Below are 21,262 nucleotides of genomic sequence, written 5' to 3'. Positions count from 1 at the left end.
ACGATTTAGTGTCTAAATTATAACTAATGATTCACAAAATAAGAGTGAATTAGCAGTAAAAAAATAAAAAATGGCACAAGCAGAAAGTAGAAGAAACCTAGTATTATCAGGATTAGAACCCTTAATTATTACGCCGAAAAGTGTTTTTGTTAATGTTGGCGAACGAACAAATGTTACAGGTTCTAGAAAATTTCTTCGATTAATTAAGGAAGAAAAGTACGAGGAAGCATTAAGCATTGCCAAAGAGCAGGTAGAAGGTGGTGCGCAAATCATCGATATTAATATGGATGAAGGAATGTTGGATGGTCAATATGCTATGACAAAATTCCTGAATTTAATCGCTGCCGAACCCGATATTTCACGTGTTCCTATCATGATTGATAGCTCGAAATGGGATATCATTGAAGCAGGTCTAAAGGTGGTTCAAGGAAAATGTGTCGTAAACTCCATTTCGTTAAAAGAAGGAGAAGAAACTTTTATACATCACGCCAAATTAATTAAAAGGTACGGTGCTGCAGTAATCGTTATGGCTTTTGACGAAGTAGGCCAAGCCGATAATTATGATCGAAGAGTAGAAATTTGCCAACGGTCGTATGATATTTTGGTTCATAAAGTTAATTTTCCGCCACAGGATATTATTTTCGATTTGAATATATTTCCTGTAGCAACAGGAATGGACGAACACAAATTAAATGCTCTGGATTTTTTTAGAGGTACTAAATGGGTTCGTGAAAATTTGCCACACGCACACATAAGCGGCGGCGTGAGTAATGTTTCATTTTCGTTTAGAGGAAATGATACGGTTCGAGAAGCGATGCATTCGGTTTTCTTGTACCATGCCATTAAAAACGGAATGACAATGGGAATTGTAAACCCAGAGATGTTATCGATTTATGATGAAATTCCAAAAGATTTATTAGAACACGTGGAGGATGTAATTTTAAACCGCCGAGATGATGCCACTGAAAGACTGTTGGACTTTGCCGAAAATGTAAAAGGCGATGTAAAAAGTAATGATAAAGCAGTTCAAGAATGGCGTTCAGGAACTGTTCAAGAGCGAATCACACATTCCTTGGTAAAAGGAGTTGATGCCTTTATAGAAATAGATGTCGAAGAGGCTAGATTAGCTGCTTCAAAGCCGATTGAAGTAATCGAAATCAATCTAATGGCGGGTATGAATGTTGTAGGAGATTTGTTTGGTTCAGGAAAAATGTTTTTGCCCCAAGTAGTAAAATCGGCTCGGGTGATGAAAAAAGCAGTTGCCTATTTGTTGCCGTTTATTGAAGCGTCTAAACAAGTTGGCGACAAGCAAGGCAATGGAAAAATATTGATGGCAACCGTAAAAGGTGATGTGCACGATATTGGTAAAAATATTGTAAGTGTAGTACTAGCGTGTAATAATTATGAGATTGTAGATTTAGGTGTAATGGTGCCTCCCGAAAAAATTATTGCAGCTGCCATTGAGCACGACGTTGATATTATTGGATTAAGTGGATTAATTACGCCTTCACTTGATGAAATGGTTTACTTGGCTAAAGAATTGGATAAAAGAGGAATGAAAATTCCTATAATGATTGGAGGAGCAACAACTTCACGTGCACATACAGCAGTAAAAATAGCACCGCAATATAGGGAAACGGTTATACACGTTAATGATGCTTCTAGAGCTGTTACTGTAGCAGGAAATTTATTAGACGACAATAGAGAAAAATATACTCAAGATATTCGTGCAGATTATGATGCGTTTAGAGAGTCGTTTCTGAACCGTTCTAGAGACAAGAATTTCTTGACTATTGAGCAAGCCCGAAAAAATAAATTGCAATTAGATTGGACAAATTTTACTTCTGTTAAACCAAATACAATTGGAGAGCAAGTTATAGAAGTAGACTTAGATATTTTGGTTCCTTACATCGATTGGACACCATTTTTTAGAACATGGGAGTTGTTTGGAAAATATCCAGCAATTTTAACAGATGAGGTTGTTGGAGAACAAGCAACTTCTGTTTTTGCGGATGCTCAGGAAATGTTGAAAGTGATTTTAAGAGATAAGAAACTAACCGCAAAAGGGATTTACGGAATTTTTCCAGCCAACCAAATCAACGATGACGATATTGAATTGACAGATGAAAACGGAAAGCCATTGCAGACATTCTTGACCTTGCGTCAACAATCACAAAAAACAAAAGGAGCTCCAAACATTGCATTAGCTGATTTTATTGCTCCAAAAGATAATGGAGTAGTTGATTATATGGGTGCATTTTGTGTGACCACAGGTTTTGGTGTTGACGAATGGGCTGCTGAATTCGAAAAGGATTTAGATGATTATAACTCCATAATGGTAAAAGCTTTAGCGGATCGATTTGCCGAAGCCTTTGCTGAATATTTACACGAAAAAATCCGTAAAGAAATTTGGGGTTATTCTAAAGACGAAGCTTTAAGTGCGGAAGCTATGATTGATGAACAATACAAAGGAATACGACCAGCACCAGGGTATCCAGCTTGTCCTGACCATCTTGAAAAACCAACGATTTGGAAATTGTTAAATGTGGAAAAAGAAATTGGTGTAACTTTAACCGAAAGTATGGCGATGTGGCCAGCATCATCTGTATCTGGATACTATTTTGGAAACCCAGAAAGTAAGTATTTCGGACTTGGAAAAATAAAAGAAGACCAAGTAATTGATTATGCCAAACGAAGAAATATTTCAACCGATATGGCCATTAAATGGTTGAATCCTAACATAGCAGATTAAAAATTGTTGTAGGTTGTACGTTATAAGTTTTTTTAGCCTTATAACTTATAACTTATAACTTATAACTATTAATATGAAAGTAACAAAACATATAGAAAATGCAAAAGGGGAAACCTTATTCTCTTTCGAAATTATTCCACCTCAAAAAGGGAAAAGTATTCAAGAATTGTACGATAATATTGATCCATTAATGGAGTTTAAACCGCCATTTATAGACGTAACGACTTCTCGTGAAGAATATATTTATGTAAATAAAGGCAATGGTTTGTTAGAGAAAAAGCTAACTAGAATGCGTCCTGGAACATTGGGGATTTGCGCTTCTATAAAGCATAAATATAATGTAGATACTGTTCCTCATGTACTTTGCGGAGGATTTACAAAAGAAGAAACAGAATATTTATTAGTCGATTGTCATTACTTAGGAATAGACAATGTTATGGCTCTTCGTGGAGATGCTATGAAAGACGAACAATCTTTTGTGCCTAAAGAAGGCGGTAATAATTATGCTACAGATTTAGTAACTCAAATTTACCAACTTAATCAAGGGAAATACCTTCATGAAGTATTGGATGTAGATAACAAAGCCGATTTTTGTATTGGTGTTGCTGGTTATCCTGAAAAGCATTTAGAGTCACCATCTTTAATTTCTGATTTAAAACGACTAAAAGAGAAAGTAGATGCTGGAGCAGATTATGTGGTTACACAAATGTTTTTTGATAATACTAAATTTTTTGAGTTTGTAAAAAAAGCAAGAGAAATAGGAATTAATGTACCAATTATACCCGGTATCAAACCAATTGCTGTACAACGACATTTACAGGTTTTACCACAAATTTTCCGAATAGATTTACCAGAAGACTTAATAAATGCTGTTGATCAATGTAAAAACAATGCGGCTATAAAAGAAGTGGGAATTGAGTGGGCTATTCAGCAATCACTAGAATTAAAAGCCGCAGGAGTTCCAGTTTTACATTATTACTCAATGGGGAAATCAGAAAATATTAGAAAAATAGCTGGTAAAGTTTTTTAGAAACAAAGACTCAGTTTTATTTGATTGTGTCTTTGTTTTTAAATCTGTCTTATCCTGAAATAGCGACACACAAAATTCATCGTTATGGATAACAACCAAGAAAGTCGCTATGTAAAGCGCACCCAAAAAGACTACCCAATGTCTTTCAAATTACAAATTGTTCAAGAAATTTAGCAAGGAACTATCTCTATTTATGAATCTTGTCGAAATATGGGATTCAATCTCGTTCCACTATTGTTGGTTGGCTTCGAAAATTTGGTAATTTTGATTGGGAAAATCATACCCGATCGAATATGCAGAAATCTCCAGAACAAAAAATAATGGAACTTGAAGCTCAAGTTAAGTTATTAGAAAAACAAAAAGCATTTTTAGAACAACAAGCTTTTGTTGCTGATAAGAAAGCCATCATTTTTGATATGATGATTGATATTGCAGAAAAAGAATATCAAATCGATATCCGAAAAAACTCATCACCCAAACAATCGACCAATTTTAAGAACAACAAAAACAAACAGTAATGTTTGCCTGTACTTTGTTCGGGATAGAAAGACAGGTTTATTATCGAAAAATAAAACGCCTCATTATCAAGCAAGATAAAGCACAATTGGTAGTGACTATGGTTTTAGAAATCAGGACACAAATGCCTAGAATTGGCTCGAAAAAGTTATATTATTTATTAAATCAAGATTTAAAAACACTAAAAATGGAAGAGATAGATTTATCGATATTCTTAGAGCCAATCATTTGTTAATACTACCAAAACGTTCTTATCATACTACTACAAACTCCCATCACCGCTTTAGAAAGTATAAAAATCAGTTGCTGGATTTACAAATAAACAAGCCAGAACAAGTTTGGGTGTCAGACATTACTTTTATTTGGAAAAGAGAAAAACTTTGTTATTTAAGTTTAATAACTGATGCTTATTCTAAAAAAATAATGGGTTATAATGTATCAAATAATTTAAACACAGAAAGTAGTTTGGTTGTATTACGCATAGCTATAAAACAAAGGAAAAATAAAGAAATGCTATTGATACATCATTAGGATAGAGGATTACAATATTGTGTTAATGAGTATCAAAAAATACTAACTAAAAATCAAATCCAACCCACTATGACACAAAACTCGGATCCATATGAAAATGCTTTAGCAGAAAGAATAAATGGTATATTAAAGCAAGAATTCTATATTGACAAATACAATTAAGACTTGCCTATAATGAAACAAATAATAAAAGAAACCGTAGGTGTTTATAATGAAAAAAGGCATCATTTATCCAACAATATGCGAACACCAAATCAAATGCACCAACAAAGTAAAATCAAAATGAAAAACCTGTAAAACTAAAAACAGCATCAAAAAACGTTTTTTGATGCTGTTTAATTTATCTATTTTTGTCTAATAATCTGTATCGATTATTTAGGACTAGTCAAAATGTATACTAGTTTACTGAACCTTCTAATTCTGCACCAGCTTTAAATTTTACTACATTTTTAGCAGCAATTTGAATTGTTTTTCCTGTTTGAGGATTTCTTCCGTCTCTAGCAGCTCTGTTAGAAACAGACCAAGATCCAAAACCTACTAAAGAAACTCTACCACCTTTTTTCAAAGTAGCACCTACATTACCTAAAAATGATTCTAAAGCTAATTTTGCGGCAGCTTTTGTGATTCCTGCATCTGCAGCAATAGCATCGATTAATTCTGATTTATTCATAATAATAATTATTAATTGTTGGTTAAACATTTTGTTACTTATAACAAATTTAGTAGGAATTCCTTACCGTACAAGCGTTTTTGCTTGTTTTTAGCTGATTTGTTGATAACTCGAAACATTTGTTGATAAAGAGACTTGTTTTTGTCGAAAATTAGTCTGTTTCAGTGTTTTCGGAACCTAACAAACGTTTGTGTTTGCTGTAATGGTTATTCCGTTTAGTAATTCTTGAGTGGCCATTTTTTTCTTTCCCGGAAATTGAAGACGAAGAATATTTATAAATCCACCAGATACAGCTACTTTTAATTCTTTTTTATTAGATATTATTTTACCTATACTTTCTGAATGTTCAGCTTTATTAAATAGAGCTTCATAAATTTTCACATTCCACTCTTGACTATCGTCTTTAAAAATGCACCATGCTGTTGGATATGGCGAAAGTCCTCTAATAAGATTGTGAATTTCAGTTCCAGATTTTGTCCAATTAATTTTGCAATTGTCTTTATCTAGCTTGTAAGCTGTTTTAATTTCTTGATTTTCTTTTTGAATTGTAGTAACCACATTTCCTTTTTCAATTAAAGCTAGTGTCTCAACAACGGTTTTACTTCCCAATTGCATCAATCTGTCATGTAAGTGTCCTGCATTTTCATTTTCCGAAATCTCAATTGCATTACTTAAAATCATAGCGCCAGTATCTATTTTATCGTCTATAAAAAAAGTGGTTACCCCAGTTTTGGTTTCACCATTAATTATAGCCCAATTTATGGGAGCAGCTCCACGATAATTAGGAAGGAGTGAAGCATGAAGATTAAAGGTGCCTAATTGTGGCATTTCCCAAACTACTTTTGGCAACATTCTAAAAGCCACAACAACTTGCAAATTTGCATTTAGCGATTTTAATTCTTCTATAAAATTTTCGTCTTTTAAGTTTGTAGGTTGTAATAAACGTAAGTTATTAGTTAGTGCATATTCTTTAACTGCCGAATATTTTATTTTTTGTCCACGTCCTGCAGGTTTATCGGCGGCAGTAATTACCCCAACTACGCTATAGTTGTTTTTTAGTATTGTATCAAGAATTCCAACTGCAAATTCTGGTGTTCCCATAAATACAATTCGTAGTTTTTCCATTATAATTTTATTGAGTATTTATTATTTGGTTTTACCATTATAGTGTCATTATCTAATAATTGTTGCAGCGCAAAGATAATATCCTCAGCATTGTATTTTAATTTAATTTCAATTTCTCTAGAATTTAAATCCCCTTTGTTTAAAAGTATAATAATTGCCTCTGTAGTAGTTGTGGTATTCCTTTTTTTACTGTTTTTAGAAATACAGTAGGAACAGACCCCACAAACTGAATCTGTTTTTTCTCCAAAATAGTTCAAAATTAATTTGCTTCTACAAACGCTTTTTTCTTGAATATAATGAAGAACGGCGTCAAGTTGTTCTTTTTTTAAATTGTTTTGGCGTTCTAAATATTTTGAAACTCTGTTGATAGTCCTTTCATCTTCACGCACTTCATTGAAAATTAATGTGGCATCATTATTTCTGGAATGGTAGTCTATAATTTCTTTTTCTTTTAGTTTGTGTAAAACAGCTAGGACTTCGTTTTCTGAATGATTTGATTTTTTTGCAATCAATTGTAAATTAAAAGAGGTTTGCATGTCATAAACCCCTGGATATGTTCGTAAAATGTTTAAGATTATGGATTCGTCATTGGGATTTAAACTTACATATCGAATTACTTCTTTAGACGAGATAAGAAATTGAAGCGTAATTTTTTCTGTAAATTCTTGTGATAAACTAATAATTCCTTGCCTGTCTAAAAATTGCATCGCATTGTAGGTTTTTAAAATAGGAAATCCATATTTTAAACAAAAATGATTCAAGTTGAAAGAAAACTGTTCGTTAATGCCTTCTCCGTAAGCAATTTGAAAATAATTACACAGTTTCACATACATAGTATTTAAAAACGATTTGTCTGGAAGTACAGCAATAAACTGACTTTCAGCCTGAACGATATCTGAAGGGCTTGTTAGTATTACAGAAAATGCTTTTTCGCCATCTCGACCACAACGACCTGCTTCTTGATAATAATTTTCTAAATTCTCTGGGAGTTGAATGTGAATTACCGTTTTTACATTGGCTTTGTCAATTCCCATCCCAAAAGCATTTGTTGCAACAATAACTTGAACTTCTTCGCGCATCCACAATTGCATATTTTTATCTTTTTCTTTAGGTGAAAGACCACCGTGATAATAGGTTGACTTAATGCCTAAAGATTGTAACTGAGAAGAAACCTCCAAACATGATTTTCTGTTTCGTACATATATAATGGAAGGTTGCGGATTTTTTCTCAAAATTTGTTCGATACGAAATAATTTATCTTCAACCTCAAAAACCATATAGGCAATATTTTCACGAGCAAATGATTTTTGAAAAATTTGAGGGTTTAGTAAGTTTAATTCAGCTATAATATCTTCCTTAACTTTAGGAGTTGCCGTAGCAGTCAAAGCTAAAAAAGGAACTTTTGGAAAATGAGGTTTCAGTTCTGCAATTTTTAAATAAGCTGGACGAAAATCGTGACCCCATTGCGATACACAATGCGCTTCATCAATAGCAATTAGATTTATAGGAAGATTTTTTAGACGCTCTAAAATCCAATCCGATTGCAAACGCTCAGGCGATAGGTATAAAAATTTATAATTTCCGAATTCGCAATTGTCTAAAAGATCAATCATTTCTTCTGATTTTATGCCACCAGTTAATGCAATTGCTTTTATGTCTTTTTTTTGCAAATTGGCAACCTGATCTTTCATTAAAGCAACTAGTGGTGATATTACTAAACAAATCCCCTCTTTCATCATGCCAGGTATTTGAAAACAAATCGATTTTCCTCCTCCAGTTGGCATTAAAGCAAATGTGTCTTTTCCATTTAAAACTGCATCAATTATTTCGTTTTGTAACGATCTAAAAGCGTCATGTTTCCAATATTTTTGAAGAATTTGAAGCGCTGTTTGCATAGATTTCAGATTAATTTCTGCTATTTAACTAAAAAATGAGAATCCGATTTAATTAAAATCTAATCTAATTTGATTGGAATTAGAAACTTTATCTAAGATAAAAAAAATTCGATTATTAACACTATCTTTAGGAACTTCTATGAGTTCGTAGCCATAATTCTTGTAGGTTTCAGTAAGATGGCTGTATATGAGTTTGGCTTGTTCATAATTTTCATAACGTGCATCGTCACTTTCGTATATTTCTTCCCAAGGAGGAAGAATGAAAATTTTTGAATAAATATGTTCTTTGCAAGCGGCATCAAAAAAAGCAGGATAACTATCGCCAATGTAGTGCATATATGCTAATACATCAGGAATGCCTCTGTCAAGAAAAACAATTTCATGAGGTTCGTTTTGAGCGTTTTTATATTGTTTTTTTCTTCCTTCTAAAAGCAATTCGCTAAAAAGTAAAGGATTTTCAAGAAACAACTGTTCAATTCCTTGTTTTTTTGCTTCTAAGGTAACTTCGCGAGAAATTTCAGGATAGCAACAGTACCCTTTTGCTATTAATGCATCTATGATAGTGGTTTTTCCAGTTCCTGGTCCGCCTATAATAACTATGATTTCTTTGCGCACGATATAAAAATAAGGAGCAAACTTACTTAAACTAATTGGTATTTAAAAAAATGAATGCAGTTAAAAATTTAGTATTTACCAAAAATTCATAATACATCATTCATAATTCTCATTTGAAACTGTATATTTGCTTTTATTTTAGTTTAACAATGGACAACGAGAAAGAAAAAGAAGTAGCTGAGTTCTATGAAAGGTTAAAAGTAGAGTTAGATATGAGCAATACTTGGCCAGCAGAATATTTGTTTAAGTTTATTGTTCCATCAGTCGATGATAATGTAATTCGTGTAGAGGAAGCATTTAATTGTATGGGAGCAATAATAAAAACAACCAAATCTAAAACTGGAAAATTTACTAGTGTGTCTATAGATGTTACAGTAAATAATTCTCAAGAAGTAATCGATAAATACCAAGAAGTATCTACTATAAAAGGTATTGTTTCCCTATAAATTATGAATTCAAAGTATATAAAAGAAAATGCGAATGATACTGTCTTTAATTTAGAATACAATTCTGAAAGGCAGCATTTAATCATTCCAGAGTACGGCCGTCATTTGCAAAAACTGATTGATCAAGCCACAGTAATCGAGGATGATGTGGAGCGCAACAAAGCTGCTAAATATATCATTCAAGTTATGGGAAGCTTAAATCCTCATCTTCGTGATGTGCCCGATTTTCAGCATAAATTATGGGATCAGCTTTTTATTATGTCTGATTTTAGGATAGTTGTTGACTCACCATATCCAATTCCATCTCGTGAAGTATTGCAACTTAAGCCAGATGTTTTAAAATATCCTCAAAATTTTCCAAAATACAGATTTTACGGTAATAACATAAAATACATGATTGATGTTGCCAACAAATGGGAAGATGGAGAAATGAAGAATGCTTTGATTAAGGTCATTGCCAATCACATGAAAAAGTCCTATTTGAGTTGGAACAAAGACACTGTAAAAGACGATGTGATTTTCGAACATTTATTAGAACTATCAGAAGGAACCATCAACTTAACTCAAAGTACTGAAGAGCTTTTGAATACAAATGATTTGATGCGAACTAATAAACGAGTGTCGAATAAGATTATTCCGTCTGGAGCTATAAAACCAAAAATTACTAAAAACGGAAAATCAAATAATCCGATTCATAAAAATCAAAATAGAAAACCTTTGTAAAATTAGTTATGAATTATAAGTTGTATCATTCAATTCATAATTCATAATTTATAATTCATAATTATAAAAATGGGAACCTTTAAAATTGAAGGAGGCATTCGTCTAAAAGGCGATATTACTCCACAGGGTGCAAAAAATGAAGCATTACAAATTTTGTGTGCTGTTCTTTTAACTGCTGAAAAAGTTACAATCAATAATATTCCAGACATTATAGATGTCAATAAATTAATTACTTTGTTAGGTAATTTGGGTGTAAAAATTCAAAAAAACGGACAAAGTTCCATCACTTTTCAGTCAGATGATGTAAATGTAGGTTATCTTGAAACAGAAGCTTTTAAAAAAGAAGGCGGTTCGTTGCGTGGTTCTATAATGATTGTTGGACCACTTTTAGCGCGTTTCGGAAAGGGATATATTCCAAAACCGGGTGGTGATAAAATAGGAAGGCGACGATTAGATACCCATTTTGAAGGGTTTATAAATTTAGGCGCAAAATTTAGATACAATAAAGAAGACCATTTTTATGGCGTAGAAGCTACTGATGGTCTTACGGGATCTGATATGTTATTGGATGAAGCTTCAGTTACAGGAACAGCAAACATTGTTATGGCAGCTGTTTTAGCCAAAGGAAGAACAACGGTTTATAATGCTGCATGCGAACCATATTTGCAACAACTTTGTAAAATGTTGAATTCGATGGGAGCCAAAATCTCAGGAGTTGGGTCTAATTTATTAATCATTGAAGGGGTAGAAAAATTAGAGGGTTGTACTCATAAAATTCTTCCTGATATGATAGAAATTGGTTCTTGGATAGGATTAGCCGCCATGACCAAATCAGAGATTACCATTAAAAACGTAAGTTGGGAAAACCTTGGGGTTATTCCAAATGTATTTAGAAAACTAGGAATTACTTTAGAAAGAAAAGGCGATGATATTTTTATCCCAGCTCATGAAAATGGATATGAAGTAAAAACTGATATTGACGGTTCTATTCTTACTATTTCTGATGCTCCATGGCCAGGATTTACGCCAGATTTATTAAGTATTGTATTGGTAGTAGCCACACAAGCTAAAGGCGATGTGTTGATTCACCAAAAGATGTTCGAAAGCCGTTTGTTTTTTGTAGATAAATTAATTGACATGGGAGCAAAAATTATTCTTTGCGATCCCCATAGAGCAGTAGTTATTGGTCATGATTTTAAATCACAATTAAAAGCGACAATTATGTCTTCACCTGATATTCGTGCGGGGATATCTTTGCTAATTGCTGCACTTTCTGCAAAAGGAACCAGTACCATTCAAAATATTGAACAAATTGATAGAGGTTATGAACGAATTGACGAACGATTGAGAGCTATTGGCGCAAACATTGTTCGGGTATAAACTAAAATATAAAGTTTATTGACATGAATAACGAACAAACTGCTATTAAAGCTACTTATTTTAGTATTGTAGGTAATTCATGTCTAGCGATTATTAAGTTTTTAGCCGGTTTTTTCGGAAATTCTTACGCTTTAATTGCTGATGCTATAGAATCTACTACTGATATTTTTGCTTCCTTTTTAGTGTTATTTGGAATTAAATATTCTAACAAGCCTGCAGATAATAATCATCCATACGGTCATGGTAGAGCCGAACCTTTAATTACTTTTTTAGTTGTAGGGTTTTTAATAACTTCGGCTACAATTATCGCTTATGAGAGTATTATTAACATACAAATAGCTCATGATTTACCAAAATCATGGACACTTTATGTTTTGGGTGCAATTATCGTTTGGAAAGAATATTCATTTCGATTAGTGATGAAACGAAGCATAGAAAGCAACAGTTCCTCTTTAAAAGCAGATGCTTGGCATCATAGGAGTGATGCTATAACTTCAATTGCTGCATTTATAGGAATAGCTACAGCGTTAATTTTAGGAAAAGGTTATGAATCGGCCGATGATTGGGCAGCGCTTTTTGCCTCAGGATTTATCATTTATAATAGCTATCTTATTTTTAGACCAGCTCTTGGAGAGATTATGGACGAGCATCTTTATGATGATTTAATATATGATATCCGAAAGGTCTCTCTAACCGTTAATGGGATAGTAGCTACCGAAAAATGTTTTATTCGTAAAGCCGGGATGAAATACCATGTCGATTTGCATGCAATAGTAAACGGTAAAATTTCTGTAAAAGATGGTCATGATCTATCTCACAAACTTAAAGATACTTTGCGATACGAAATTCCTGAATTGGGACATGTGTTAATTCATATTGAACCTAATTAATTTTTCACTAAAGAAAAGACAATAAAGCCAATTCATAACTTTTCAGTCCAAAACCAAGAATTACTCCTTTAGCATTACCAGAAATATAAGACTGGTGTCTAAAGGATTCTCTAGAAAAAGTATTCGAAATATGCACTTCAACCACTGGAGTTGTAATGGCTTTTACAGCATCGCCAATACCAATAGAAGTATGAGTATATGCACCGGCATTTATAATAATACCATTGAAAGAAAAACCAACATCTTGCATTTTGGTAATTAATTCACCTTCTATATTACTTTGAAAATAGTGTAATTCTATTTGTGGAAATTTTGTTTGTAAAGCTTCAAAATATTCTTCGAATGTTTCTGACCCGTAGATTTCTGGTTCCCGTTTTCCTAACAAATTTAAATTTGGACCATTAATGATGATTATTTTCATTTCGTTTTTTTGTAAAAATAATAAAAACAGAATTGGAATTTAATAAATTTCAATTTAAAATCAAGAATACGCTGAAATAGCAGCTGGATTTTTAAATTCTCATTTTACGAAACTTATAATTTTTTTTTGTTCATAAATATGTTAACAAATCAATTATTTGATAAAATTTTAAGATAAGTTAAATTTTGTATATTTACTTAATAAACTTTTAAACAAAAAAATTATGAAAAAAATTATTTTAACAGCTGCTGCTGTTTTTGCGTTTAGTTTTGCTAACGCTCAAGACTTGAAATCTAAAAAAGGAGAAAATTATTTGCCGGAAGCTGGTGATTGGGCAATTGGCTTTAATGCTGATGGTATTTTTAATTATGTAGGAAATGCCTTTAATGGTAATACGGATAATTCTGCTCCATCTGTAAGTTTTCAAAAAGCTGGAACATTCGTAGGTAAAAAATTTATTACAGACAAAACTGCGTATAGAGTAGTAGCTAATTTTGCAGTTGGAAGCAATAGCGAAACTATTGGGTCAGAAGAAACAGTTGTTTCAGGACTTGATTTAGCAGCGGGGCTTGGAAAAGAGTGGAGAAAAGGAAAAACTCGTCTACAAGGTTTTTATGGTGCTGATGCATTGTTAATGATTAATAGTTCAAAGACTAAAATAACTGATACAGGTTATGAAAAAGTTACAACTTCAGGTATGAAGATTGGTGTTGGTATTAACGGATTTATCGGAGCTGAATACTTCCTTTTTCCTAAAATGTCAATTGGCGCACAATACGGTTATGGCCTAAATATAGGAATTGGTGGTGAAGGTAAAATTACTGAAACAGGAGAAGCAGATATTAAAACAGGAAAATCTACTGATATTAACCTTGGAGGAGTTAGTGTTTCTTCAATAAATTTAACATTGCATTTCTAAAATCTTAAATCATTTTTTAAAACCACGTCATCGACGTGGTTTTTTTATGCCCAAAAATAGCTTTACTTTGTAGTATGAATTGGCAAACCTATATAAAAAGTTATCAGTCTTATCTTAAAATCGAACGTGGATTGTCTAAAAACACTATTGATAATTATACGTTCGATATAGACCGTTTGTGTCTTTTTTTAGAAAATAGTCATATAGAAATTTCACCTATACAAATTACAGAAGAAATACTGCAACAATTTATTTACAGTGTTTCGAAAGAGGTAAATGCGCGTTCGCAGGCGAGAATTATTTCTGGATTAAAAAGTTTTTTTTCCTATCTCATTTTTGAAGATTATCGCAATGATAATCCATTAGAATTAATTGAGTCTCCCAGAATAGGTAGGAAATTGCCAGATACTTTAAGCGTAAAAGAAATTGATGATGTAATAGGTGCAATAGATTTAAGTTCTTCCGAAGGTGAGCGTAATAGAGCTATTTTAGAAACACTATATGGTTGTGGACTTAGGGTTTCGGAGTTGATATCGCTTAAAATATCAGATTTGTTTTTTGATGAGGGTTTTATCAAAATTACTGGTAAAGGCAACAAACAACGATTTGTGCCTATTGGAGATGTAACTCAAAAATTTATTTTAATTTATCAAAGTTCAATTCGTTCTCATTTGAATATTCAAAAGGGACATGAAGATACTCTATTTCTAAATAGAAGAGGAAAGCAATTGACTCGTGCAATGATTTTTACCATCATCAAGGATTTAGCGATTAAAATTGAGCTCAACAAAGTCATAAGTCCACATACTTTAAGACATTCTTTTGCCACTCATCTTCTTGAAAATGGTGCCGATTTACGTTCTATTCAATTAATGTTAGGACATGAATCTATAACTACTACAGAAATTTATGTGCATCTTGACAGAAAACATTTAACTCAGATTATGAATACGTTTCATCCAAGAAAGCACAATTAATTTTTATTAATACATAATATTAAACTTACATATTTTGTGATTTTTATGTATTTTAACTGATTTATTTGCATTTTATCGGATTTTTTTATTAGGTTTGAAGTGTTGTTAAATGTTATGGCAAAAAAGCATATTAAGTTTTGCTTCAAACTAATTTATAATACAATTATGAAAACCAAAAACCATTCAAACCTGAAATTACTTGAAGAAAAAAATAACTTTTATAAGAAATTGTTATTTCAATCTCCTGATCTAATTTTTGAATTTACATTTACTAATGAAGGAACTATTTTTTTTCCATTTCTGAGCAAATCGGTTATCACTCATTTTGATTTAACTCCAGAAGAAAAAGACAAACCTGCATTAGAAATTCTAAAAAGTAAAATTGTTCCTGAAGACTTCATTACTTTTATGTCTACAATTTACGAGTCCAAAAAAAGATTAAAAAATTGGGTTCATGAGTTTAGAGCTGTTTTACCTTTGAGAGGTTTGCGATGGTATAAAGGCATTGCTACTGTAGAATTAGAAGATAATGGTGATGTAAATTTTTATGGTAAGATTATTGATATTTCAGAATATAAAGAACAAGAAATTCGCTTAAAGCTTTCAGAGGAACGTTATTTGTTCGCACTTGAAGCATCATCAGAAGGTATTTGGGATTTAGATGTAAAAACAAAAAAAGTTTTTTATTCTTCTCAGTCAATGAAAATGCTTGGTTTTGTAGCTATTGATACAATAGATTCTATAGAAATGTGGAGTAATAGAGTGCATCCAGACGATAAGAGAAAGCATCTTAATGATATCCTATTGCATTTTAATAATGTCACACCTTATTATGAAAATGAGCAAAGAGTATTAAAAAAATCTGGTGAGTATATTTGGATTTTAAGCCGGGGTAAAATCATCGAGCGAGACTCAAATAATAAACCCTTACGCGTTATAGGAACTCATACGGATATTTCTTCACAAAAAGAAAAAGAAGAAAACTTATTACGAACGCTTCAAATTGTTGAGGAACAAAATAGTAGATTATTAAATTTCGCGCATATTGTATCTCATAATTTACGATCGCATTCAGGTAATATTCAAATGCTGTTAAACATTATTGATGACGATAACAGTTTAGAAAACTTATCCGAAAACCATGCTTATCTCAGATCATCATCTAATGCATTGACACAAACTATAGACCATTTAAAAGAATTGGTTGAGATACAAACCGTATTAGTCAATAAAAAAGAGAATTTAAATTTAAACGAATACTTAGCAAAAACGCTAGATATTTTGGCTGATGAGATTTGTAAAAATAAGGTAACCATAAATAATACAATTTCTAAAAATGAAACATTAACATATAACCCAGCGTATTTAGAAAGCATTTTGCTTAATTTTACTACTAATGCTATACGATACTCCCATCCAGATAGAGAGCCAATAATTAGTTATTCTATTACAACTAATAAGGATACAAAAATATTAAAAATAACCGATAATGGTTTAGGAATAAATTTAGAGCGACACGGAAAAAAGCTTTTCGGAATGTATAAAACATTTCATAACCATAAAGATTCAAGAGGTATTGGATTGTTTATTACTAAGAACCAAATTGAGGCAATGGGAGGCAGTGTATCTGTAAAAAGTGAAGTAGGAGTAGGAACAACTTTTAATATATGTTTCAATGAGTAAATTTAAAGATGTTTTTGTGGTGGATGATGATAAAGTGTATCACTTTATTATAAAGAAATTATTGACTAAAAACAATATAGATGTAAAGCCTTCTTTTTATTTGAATGGTCTTGAAGCTATAGAAGAAATTAAAGGTAAAATTAAATTAGGTATCAGTTTGCCTGATTTAATTCTTTTAGATATAAACATGCCTATTATGGATGGATGGCAGTTTTTAGACGAACTTAAAAAAACAAATAATATAGTAGATAAAAATACGACTATTTATCTTGTAAGTTCATCAGATAGCATTTCGGATGTCAATAAAGCTAAAGAATATCAAGATCAAATTAAAGATTTCTTTTTTAAACCAATGACCGCAGAGGATTTGTGGAAGATATTTTAAAAGAAAAAAGCCTCTAAAATTTTAGAGGCTTTTTAAATGTTGTATTTTTGAGTTTTTACTTAGCAATATTAACCGCTCTAGTTTCTCTAATTACGGTAACTTTTACTTGTCCTGGATAAGTCATTTCGGTTTGAATTTTTTGAGAAATTTCAAAAGATAAACTAGCGGCATTATCGTCAGAAACTTTTTCGCTTTCTACAATAACGCGTAATTCTCTTCCCGCCTGGATAGCATAGGCATTTTTTACTCCTGTAAAGCCATAAGCTACTTCTTCTAAATCTTTCAGACGTTGTATGTAAGAATCTAAAACTTGGCGTCTTGCTCCTGGTCTTGCTCCCGAAATAGCATCACAAACCTGAATGATTGGTGATAATAATGATTTCATTTCTATTTCGTCGTGGTGTGCTCCAATAGCGTTACACACTTCTTCTTTTTCACCGTATTTTTCAGCCCATTGCATTCCTAACAATGCATGAGGCAAATCACTTTCTACATCTGGTACTTTACCAATATCGTGAAGCAAACCAGCTCTTTTTGCAAGTTTTACATTCAAGCCTAATTCGGCAGCCATAATTCCACATAATTTAGAAACTTCGCGAGAGTGTTGCAATAAGTTTTGGCCGTAAGAAGAGCGGTATTTCATTCTTCCAACCACTTTAATTAATTCAGGATGCAAAGCATGTATTCCTAAATCGATTACAGTTCTCTTTCCAACTTCAATAATTTCGTCATCAATTTGTTTAGCAGTTTTTGCCACAACTTCTTCAATTCGAGCTGGGTGAATTCTTCCATCAGTTACTAATTTATGTAATGATAAACGGGCAATTTCTCTACGAACCGGATCAAAACAAGAAAGAATAATTGCTTCTGGAGTATCGTCTACAATGATTTCTACACCAGTTGCAGCTTCAAGTGCACGAATGTTTCGTCCTTCACGGCCAATGATTCTTCCTTTTACATCATCAGATTCGATATTAAATACCGACACGCAATTTTCTACGGCTTCTTCAGTACCAACTCTTTGAATGGTATTGATAATGATTTTCTTCGCTTCTTGTTGAGCAGTAAGTTTAGCTTCCTCAATAGTGTCTTGAATATGAGACATTGCTTGAGCTTTAGCCTCGCCTTTTAAACCTTCCATAAGTTGTTCTTTGGCTTCTTCAGCAGACAGTCCAGAAAGTACTTCCAATTGATTCAATTGGCTTTTGTGCATGCGCTCTACTTCATGTTGCTTTTTCTCTAATACTTCAATTTTACTATTGTATTCATTAGTTTTAGCTTCATAATCGTCATTGATTTTTTTTGCTTTAGCCAATTCATTAGAAACCAAAGATTCTTTATCACGAATTCTTTTTTCTACTTCAGCCATTTTTTTGTCACGAGAAAGAATGACTTGCTCATGCTCTGACTTGAGTTCGATAAATTTTTCTTTTGCTTGAAGAATTTTATCTTTTTTAGTGTTTTCAGCCTCAAAATTAGCGTCTTTTAAAATAGATGCGGCTTCTTTTTTAGCGTTTTTAATAAGGTTAGAGACGTTGCTTTTTTCGATGAATTTTGAAATAATAAAACCGCCTGCAATTCCTGTAATTCCTGAAATAATTATTAATAGTGTACTGTCCATTGTATGTTAAAATTTATATATAAAAAAGCCTACATTAGGTGAATGAATAAACTCGAAAGGACAAGTTTTGAGCTAACTCGTTGTTCAAGCTTCCGTACTGAAACGGCTTGCTATAGTAACGATGATTTGCTCATTCTAATTTGTTAGTGTTGAGTTTACCAAATATGAACTAATGTAGGCAGTATTTTAGTTTATGTAAAGAACGTATATTACTTGTCGAGATAACGACTCAATAAATCATTAATTTTACTAATTCTCTCTATGGTTTCTTTTCCGTCAATAGAATTATCAATTTGTTTCTGTTCTAATTGTGAGGCAAATTGCAAGGCACACATGGCCAATACATCTTGCTTATCACGAACTGCATAATTTTCTTCAAACTGCTTAATCATAATATCAATTTTTTTTGAAGCACTTCGCAATCCTTCTTCTTGAGACATTTCTACCGTTAGCGGATAGACTCTGTCTGCAATTGATAATTTAATTTTAAGCTTTTCGTCCATAATATTGTACTAGTCTGATAGCTGTGCTATACAGTAATCAATTTCACGAATTAATGAATTTATTTTAAGCTTGGTATCTCTTTTGTTTTCGTCACTGCCTAGTAATGAATTAGCTATTTTGAGTGTTTCACAATTCTTTTTCAAGGTATCAATTTCATTAGATTGATTTTGTATAATACTTGTAGTTTTTTTTAATTCCTGATGTAACTCTACTGAATTTTGTTCTAAATAATCTATTTTCGCTAATAGTTTTTTAAGCTTTCCTTCAAGAGTATCAATAATTTCTACAATCTCACTCATTATAATTTTAAGTTCATTACTTATCTCAACAAAGTTAACATTCCTATTGAATTAAACCAATACTTTTACTAAAATTTTAGTTCAGGCAAAAAATTTAATTGTAATATTTTGAAAAATAAGTAGTTATAACTTTGCAAATATACACTAAATGTATTGGCTTTTTTTTATATTAGCAAAAAAGCATTTTCATGAAATTTTTATATTTTTTGTTATTTTCTACCACGGTAATTTTTGCTCAAACCGATTATCCAAAAGATTATTTTAGGTCACCTCTCGATATTCCTATGAAACTTGCCGGAAATTTTGGAGAAATAAGACCCAACCATTTTCACGCAGGTTTCGATTTTAGAACCATGCAGAAAGAGGGTTTTAATATCTATGCTGTTGCCGACGGTTATGTGTCTAGAATTAAAATATCTACTTTTGGAAATGGGAAAACAATTTATATAGATCATCCTAATGGCTATACTTCTGTTTACGGACATCTTCAAAAGGGAGTTGGAAAAATTGAAGAGTTAATTAAAAAGACACATTATCAAGAACAATCGTATGAGATTGAAATTTTTCCGAAACCCAATGAAATACCAGTGAGTAAAGGAGAAATTATTGCGCTTTCTGGAAATACAGGAAGTTCAGAAGGGCCTCATTTGCATTTTGAGTTTCGAGATACAAAATCTGAGAAAGTGATTAATCCTTATTTTTTTGGGTTTGATAGTTTTATGAAAGATACTAAAAAGCCACAAATTTCTAGTCTTATTGTTTACCCTCTAGATGAAAATAGTGTGGTCAATCAATCGAAGCGATCAGTAACTGTAAATTTGTCATTGCAATCTAACGGAACCTATGTTTCGCAAGCTATTATTGCAAAAGGCAGAATTGGTTTTGGCATTCAGGCTTATGATGTTTTTGATTTTTCGTACGATAAATATGGTCTTTACAAAGTGCAAACTTTTTTAAATGGCAGTCCATCATTTGGGTATCAATTGGATGCTTTTTCATTTGACGAAACAAAATACATTAATGCATTTATAGACTATTATAGGTATAAAAAAACAAAACAAAAAGTGCAAAAATTATTTATGAAAAACCCATTTCCGTTAAGTATTTTGCATCCCGATTTTGAAAACGGAATTATAAATGTTTCTAATAATTTTACTAATTTATACCGTATTGAGCTTTCTGATTTTTACGGAAATACAACTCTCGTGACTGTTCCTATTCAATATTCAACTGTCGAAGCAACCATTCAGGATGAAATTGTTAAAACTAAATACTTTGTTCGAGCCAAAACTGATTCAAATTTCGAAAAAGACAATGGTTCTGTTTTTTTTCCGGCAGGAACTTTTTATGATGATTTTTATTTAGACTTTGAAGTTAACGATTCAACTATGACTGTTCATAACGATTTGGTTCCCGTAAACAATTCTTTTTTAGTAACAATGATTGGTAATGCTAAATTTAACGACGATAAAACCTTTATTGCATCAACAAAAGAAAAAAAATTAAGTTACAACGCCACTAAAAGGAAAGAAAATACGTTTACTACCTATACAAAGAAATTAGGACAGTTTGTTTTAGCTAAAGACACCATTGCGCCAAAGATAAGTATTGCAAAGCCAATACAAGGCAAATGGTTAACAAGCCAAAAAACGATTCAACTCTCCATTAGAGATGATTTATCTGGTATAAAATCATACAAAGGATTTCTTAATGGAAAATGGATTTTATTTGAATATGAAAATAAGACTAATAAAATTACACATTTTTTTGATGATGGAATTGTTTCCGAAGGAAAAAACGACTTGAAAGTTGAGGTTACAGATAATGTAGGAAATTCTACTATCTTTGAAACGCAATTTTTTAGAACGCAAAACAAATAA

23 protein-coding genes are annotated in these 21,262 nt (G+C 32.0%); 15 read left to right on the top strand and 8 right to left on the bottom strand.

The features are described from left to right. Nucleotides 1–70: 70 nt before the first annotated feature. The 6 genes from metH to F6464_RS14740 all read left to right on the top strand — a co-directional run bounded on the left by metH (nt 71) and on the right by F6464_RS14740 (nt 5,126). Nucleotides 71–2,752 carry a methionine synthase gene (gene metH, locus F6464_RS13215; RefSeq protein WP_151108426.1) on the top strand — a complete coding sequence of 894 codons (2,682 nt, stop codon included), beginning with the start codon at nt 71–73 and terminating at the stop codon, nt 2,750–2,752. Nucleotides 2,753–2,825: 73 nt separating this feature from the next. Next, nucleotides 2,826–3,782: a methylenetetrahydrofolate reductase [NAD(P)H] gene (gene metF / locus F6464_RS13210; RefSeq protein WP_151108425.1), complete on the top strand. Its 957-nt coding sequence runs from the start codon at nt 2,826–2,828 to the stop codon at nt 3,780–3,782. 200 nt (nt 3,783–3,982) lie between these two features. Beyond that, the gene (locus F6464_RS14690) at nt 3,983–4,300 is read left to right on the top strand and encodes a hypothetical protein (protein ID WP_225318090.1); all 318 of its coding nucleotides are present in this window, start codon (nt 3,983–3,985) and stop codon (nt 4,298–4,300) included. Next, on the top strand, nt 4,300–4,533 hold the full coding sequence (locus F6464_RS14685) for a hypothetical protein (protein ID WP_225318089.1): 234 nt from the start codon (nt 4,300–4,302) through the stop codon (nt 4,531–4,533). Before F6464_RS14690 ends, F6464_RS14685 begins: the two co-directional genes overlap by 1 nt. Further along, nucleotides 4,527–4,829 carry a DDE-type integrase/transposase/recombinase gene (locus F6464_RS14680; protein WP_225318088.1) on the top strand — a complete coding sequence of 101 codons (303 nt, stop codon included), beginning with the start codon at nt 4,527–4,529 and terminating at the stop codon, nt 4,827–4,829. Before F6464_RS14685 ends, F6464_RS14680 begins: the two co-directional genes overlap by 7 nt. 174 nt (nt 4,830–5,003) lie before the next feature. Then, the gene (locus F6464_RS14740) at nt 5,004–5,126 is read left to right on the top strand and encodes a hypothetical protein (RefSeq protein WP_262714081.1); all 123 of its coding nucleotides are present in this window, start codon (nt 5,004–5,006) and stop codon (nt 5,124–5,126) included. Between the two features lie 100 nt (nt 5,127–5,226). Here F6464_RS14740 and F6464_RS13200 read toward each other — a convergent pair whose 3' ends face one another. The 4 genes from F6464_RS13200 to F6464_RS13185 all read right to left on the bottom strand — a co-directional run bounded on the left by F6464_RS13200 (nt 5,227) and on the right by F6464_RS13185 (nt 9,134). Continuing rightward, the gene (locus tag F6464_RS13200; RefSeq protein ID WP_151108424.1) at nt 5,227–5,499 is read right to left on the bottom strand and encodes an HU family DNA-binding protein; all 273 of its coding nucleotides are present in this window, start codon (nt 5,497–5,499) and stop codon (nt 5,227–5,229) included. A gap of 177 nt (nt 5,500–5,676) precedes the next feature. Then, the gene (gene fmt, locus F6464_RS13195) at nt 5,677–6,624 is read right to left on the bottom strand and encodes a methionyl-tRNA formyltransferase (protein WP_151108423.1); all 948 of its coding nucleotides are present in this window, start codon (nt 6,622–6,624) and stop codon (nt 5,677–5,679) included. Next, nucleotides 6,624–8,519 carry a RecQ family ATP-dependent DNA helicase gene (locus F6464_RS13190; protein WP_151108422.1) on the bottom strand — a complete coding sequence of 632 codons (1,896 nt, stop codon included), beginning with the start codon at nt 8,517–8,519 and terminating at the stop codon, nt 6,624–6,626. Before F6464_RS13190 ends, fmt begins: the two co-directional genes overlap by 1 nt. Nucleotides 8,520–8,567: 48 nt before the next feature. After that, nucleotides 8,568–9,134, bottom strand: coding sequence for an AAA family ATPase (locus tag F6464_RS13185; RefSeq protein WP_151108421.1), 567 nt, complete (start codon nt 9,132–9,134; stop codon nt 8,568–8,570). A gap of 149 nt (nt 9,135–9,283) precedes the next feature. On the opposite strand from F6464_RS13185, the gene F6464_RS13180 reads away from it, so the two are divergent. The 4 genes from F6464_RS13180 to F6464_RS13165 all read left to right on the top strand — a co-directional run bounded on the left by F6464_RS13180 (nt 9,284) and on the right by F6464_RS13165 (nt 12,573). Further along, on the top strand, nt 9,284–9,580 hold the full coding sequence (locus F6464_RS13180; protein WP_151108420.1) for a DUF493 family protein: 297 nt from the start codon (nt 9,284–9,286) through the stop codon (nt 9,578–9,580). A gap of 3 nt (nt 9,581–9,583) precedes the next feature. After that, nucleotides 9,584–10,303 carry a DUF4290 domain-containing protein gene (locus tag F6464_RS13175; RefSeq protein WP_151108419.1) on the top strand — a complete coding sequence of 240 codons (720 nt, stop codon included), beginning with the start codon at nt 9,584–9,586 and terminating at the stop codon, nt 10,301–10,303. 69 nt (nt 10,304–10,372) lie between these two features. After that, nucleotides 10,373–11,683: a UDP-N-acetylglucosamine 1-carboxyvinyltransferase gene (gene murA, locus F6464_RS13170; protein ID WP_151108418.1), complete on the top strand. Its 1,311-nt coding sequence runs from the start codon at nt 10,373–10,375 to the stop codon at nt 11,681–11,683. Between the two features lie 23 nt (nt 11,684–11,706). Continuing rightward, on the top strand, nt 11,707–12,573 hold the full coding sequence (locus tag F6464_RS13165) for a cation diffusion facilitator family transporter (protein WP_151108417.1): 867 nt from the start codon (nt 11,707–11,709) through the stop codon (nt 12,571–12,573). Nucleotides 12,574–12,580: 7 nt separating this feature from the next. Here F6464_RS13165 and aroQ read toward each other — a convergent pair whose 3' ends face one another. After that, on the bottom strand, nt 12,581–12,994 hold the full coding sequence (gene aroQ, locus F6464_RS13160; protein WP_151108416.1) for a type II 3-dehydroquinate dehydratase: 414 nt from the start codon (nt 12,992–12,994) through the stop codon (nt 12,581–12,583). Nucleotides 12,995–13,217: 223 nt separating this feature from the next. On the opposite strand from aroQ, the gene F6464_RS13155 reads away from it, so the two are divergent. The 4 genes from F6464_RS13155 (at nt 13,218) to F6464_RS13140 (ending at nt 16,958) form a co-directional block, all read left to right on the top strand. Continuing rightward, nucleotides 13,218–13,913: a hypothetical protein gene (locus F6464_RS13155; protein WP_151108415.1), complete on the top strand. Its 696-nt coding sequence runs from the start codon at nt 13,218–13,220 to the stop codon at nt 13,911–13,913. A 74-nt stretch (nt 13,914–13,987) separates the two neighbouring features. Continuing rightward, a complete protein-coding gene (locus tag F6464_RS13150) occupies nt 13,988–14,890 on the top strand; it encodes a site-specific tyrosine recombinase (RefSeq protein WP_151108414.1) in 903 nt (300 codons plus the stop codon). Nucleotides 14,891–15,055: 165 nt separating this feature from the next. After that, nucleotides 15,056–16,573: a PAS domain-containing sensor histidine kinase gene (locus F6464_RS13145; RefSeq protein ID WP_151108413.1), complete on the top strand. Its 1,518-nt coding sequence runs from the start codon at nt 15,056–15,058 to the stop codon at nt 16,571–16,573. Continuing rightward, a complete protein-coding gene (locus F6464_RS13140; RefSeq protein ID WP_151108412.1) occupies nt 16,566–16,958 on the top strand; it encodes a response regulator in 393 nt (130 codons plus the stop codon). Before F6464_RS13145 ends, F6464_RS13140 begins: the two co-directional genes overlap by 8 nt. Before the next feature lie 55 nt (nt 16,959–17,013). On the opposite strand, the gene rny is transcribed toward F6464_RS13140, so the two are convergent. From rny to F6464_RS13120, 3 genes are all read right to left on the bottom strand, one after another. After that, nucleotides 17,014–18,579: a ribonuclease Y gene (gene rny / locus F6464_RS13135; RefSeq protein ID WP_151108411.1), complete on the bottom strand. Its 1,566-nt coding sequence runs from the start codon at nt 18,577–18,579 to the stop codon at nt 17,014–17,016. Nucleotides 18,580–18,788: 209 nt separating this feature from the next. Further along, nucleotides 18,789–19,082 (bottom strand): cell division protein ZapA, encoded by a 294-nt coding sequence (locus tag F6464_RS13125; RefSeq protein ID WP_151108410.1) that lies wholly within the window; start codon nt 19,080–19,082, stop codon nt 18,789–18,791. 9 nt (nt 19,083–19,091) lie between these two features. After that, entirely contained in the window at nt 19,092–19,382 is a 291-nt protein-coding gene (locus tag F6464_RS13120) for a hypothetical protein (RefSeq protein ID WP_151108409.1), read from the bottom strand. Between the two features lie 188 nt (nt 19,383–19,570). Between F6464_RS13120 and F6464_RS13115 the strand changes: the two genes are divergently transcribed. After that, nucleotides 19,571–21,262: a M23 family metallopeptidase gene (locus F6464_RS13115; RefSeq protein ID WP_151108408.1), complete on the top strand. Its 1,692-nt coding sequence runs from the start codon at nt 19,571–19,573 to the stop codon at nt 21,260–21,262.

It is taken from the genome of Flavobacterium luteum (genome assembly GCF_008806775.1).
In the GTDB taxonomy this organism is placed as follows: domain Bacteria; phylum Bacteroidota; class Bacteroidia; order Flavobacteriales; family Flavobacteriaceae; genus Flavobacterium; species Flavobacterium luteum.
Note: the sequence above shows the minus strand (reverse complement) of the source record. Positions and strands in the feature narration are given on the sequence as shown.

Coding starts and splice junctions, on each gene's coding strand:
- murA (WP_151108418.1), top strand. CDS start 10,373: ATGGGAACCTTTAAAATTGAAGGAGGCATTCGTCTAAAAGGCGATATT.
- F6464_RS13155 (WP_151108415.1), top strand. CDS start 13,218: ATGAAAAAAATTATTTTAACAGCTGCTGCTGTTTTTGCGTTTAGTTTT.
- F6464_RS13150 (WP_151108414.1), top strand. CDS start 13,988: ATGAATTGGCAAACCTATATAAAAAGTTATCAGTCTTATCTTAAAATC.
- rny (WP_151108411.1), bottom strand. CDS start 18,579: ATGGACAGTACACTATTAATAATTATTTCAGGAATTACAGGAATTGCA.
- F6464_RS13175 (WP_151108419.1), top strand. CDS start 9,584: ATGAATTCAAAGTATATAAAAGAAAATGCGAATGATACTGTCTTTAAT.
- F6464_RS13200 (WP_151108424.1), bottom strand. CDS start 5,499: ATGAATAAATCAGAATTAATCGATGCTATTGCTGCAGATGCAGGAATC.
- metH (WP_151108426.1), top strand. CDS start 71: ATGGCACAAGCAGAAAGTAGAAGAAACCTAGTATTATCAGGATTAGAA.
- F6464_RS13140 (WP_151108412.1), top strand. CDS start 16,566: ATGAGTAAATTTAAAGATGTTTTTGTGGTGGATGATGATAAAGTGTAT.
- aroQ (WP_151108416.1), bottom strand. CDS start 12,994: ATGAAAATAATCATCATTAATGGTCCAAATTTAAATTTGTTAGGAAAA.
- F6464_RS13125 (WP_151108410.1), bottom strand. CDS start 19,082: ATGGACGAAAAGCTTAAAATTAAATTATCAATTGCAGACAGAGTCTAT.
- F6464_RS13115 (WP_151108408.1), top strand. CDS start 19,571: ATGAAATTTTTATATTTTTTGTTATTTTCTACCACGGTAATTTTTGCT.
- F6464_RS13165 (WP_151108417.1), top strand. CDS start 11,707: ATGAATAACGAACAAACTGCTATTAAAGCTACTTATTTTAGTATTGTA.
- F6464_RS14685 (WP_225318089.1), top strand. CDS start 4,300: ATGTTTGCCTGTACTTTGTTCGGGATAGAAAGACAGGTTTATTATCGA.
- F6464_RS13190 (WP_151108422.1), bottom strand. CDS start 8,519: ATGCAAACAGCGCTTCAAATTCTTCAAAAATATTGGAAACATGACGCT.
- F6464_RS13180 (WP_151108420.1), top strand. CDS start 9,284: ATGGACAACGAGAAAGAAAAAGAAGTAGCTGAGTTCTATGAAAGGTTA.
- F6464_RS14740 (WP_262714081.1), top strand. CDS start 5,004: ATGAAACAAATAATAAAAGAAACCGTAGGTGTTTATAATGAAAAAAGG.
- metF (WP_151108425.1), top strand. CDS start 2,826: ATGAAAGTAACAAAACATATAGAAAATGCAAAAGGGGAAACCTTATTC.
- fmt (WP_151108423.1), bottom strand. CDS start 6,624: ATGGAAAAACTACGAATTGTATTTATGGGAACACCAGAATTTGCAGTT.
- F6464_RS13120 (WP_151108409.1), bottom strand. CDS start 19,382: ATGAGTGAGATTGTAGAAATTATTGATACTCTTGAAGGAAAGCTTAAA.
- F6464_RS13145 (WP_151108413.1), top strand. CDS start 15,056: ATGAAAACCAAAAACCATTCAAACCTGAAATTACTTGAAGAAAAAAAT.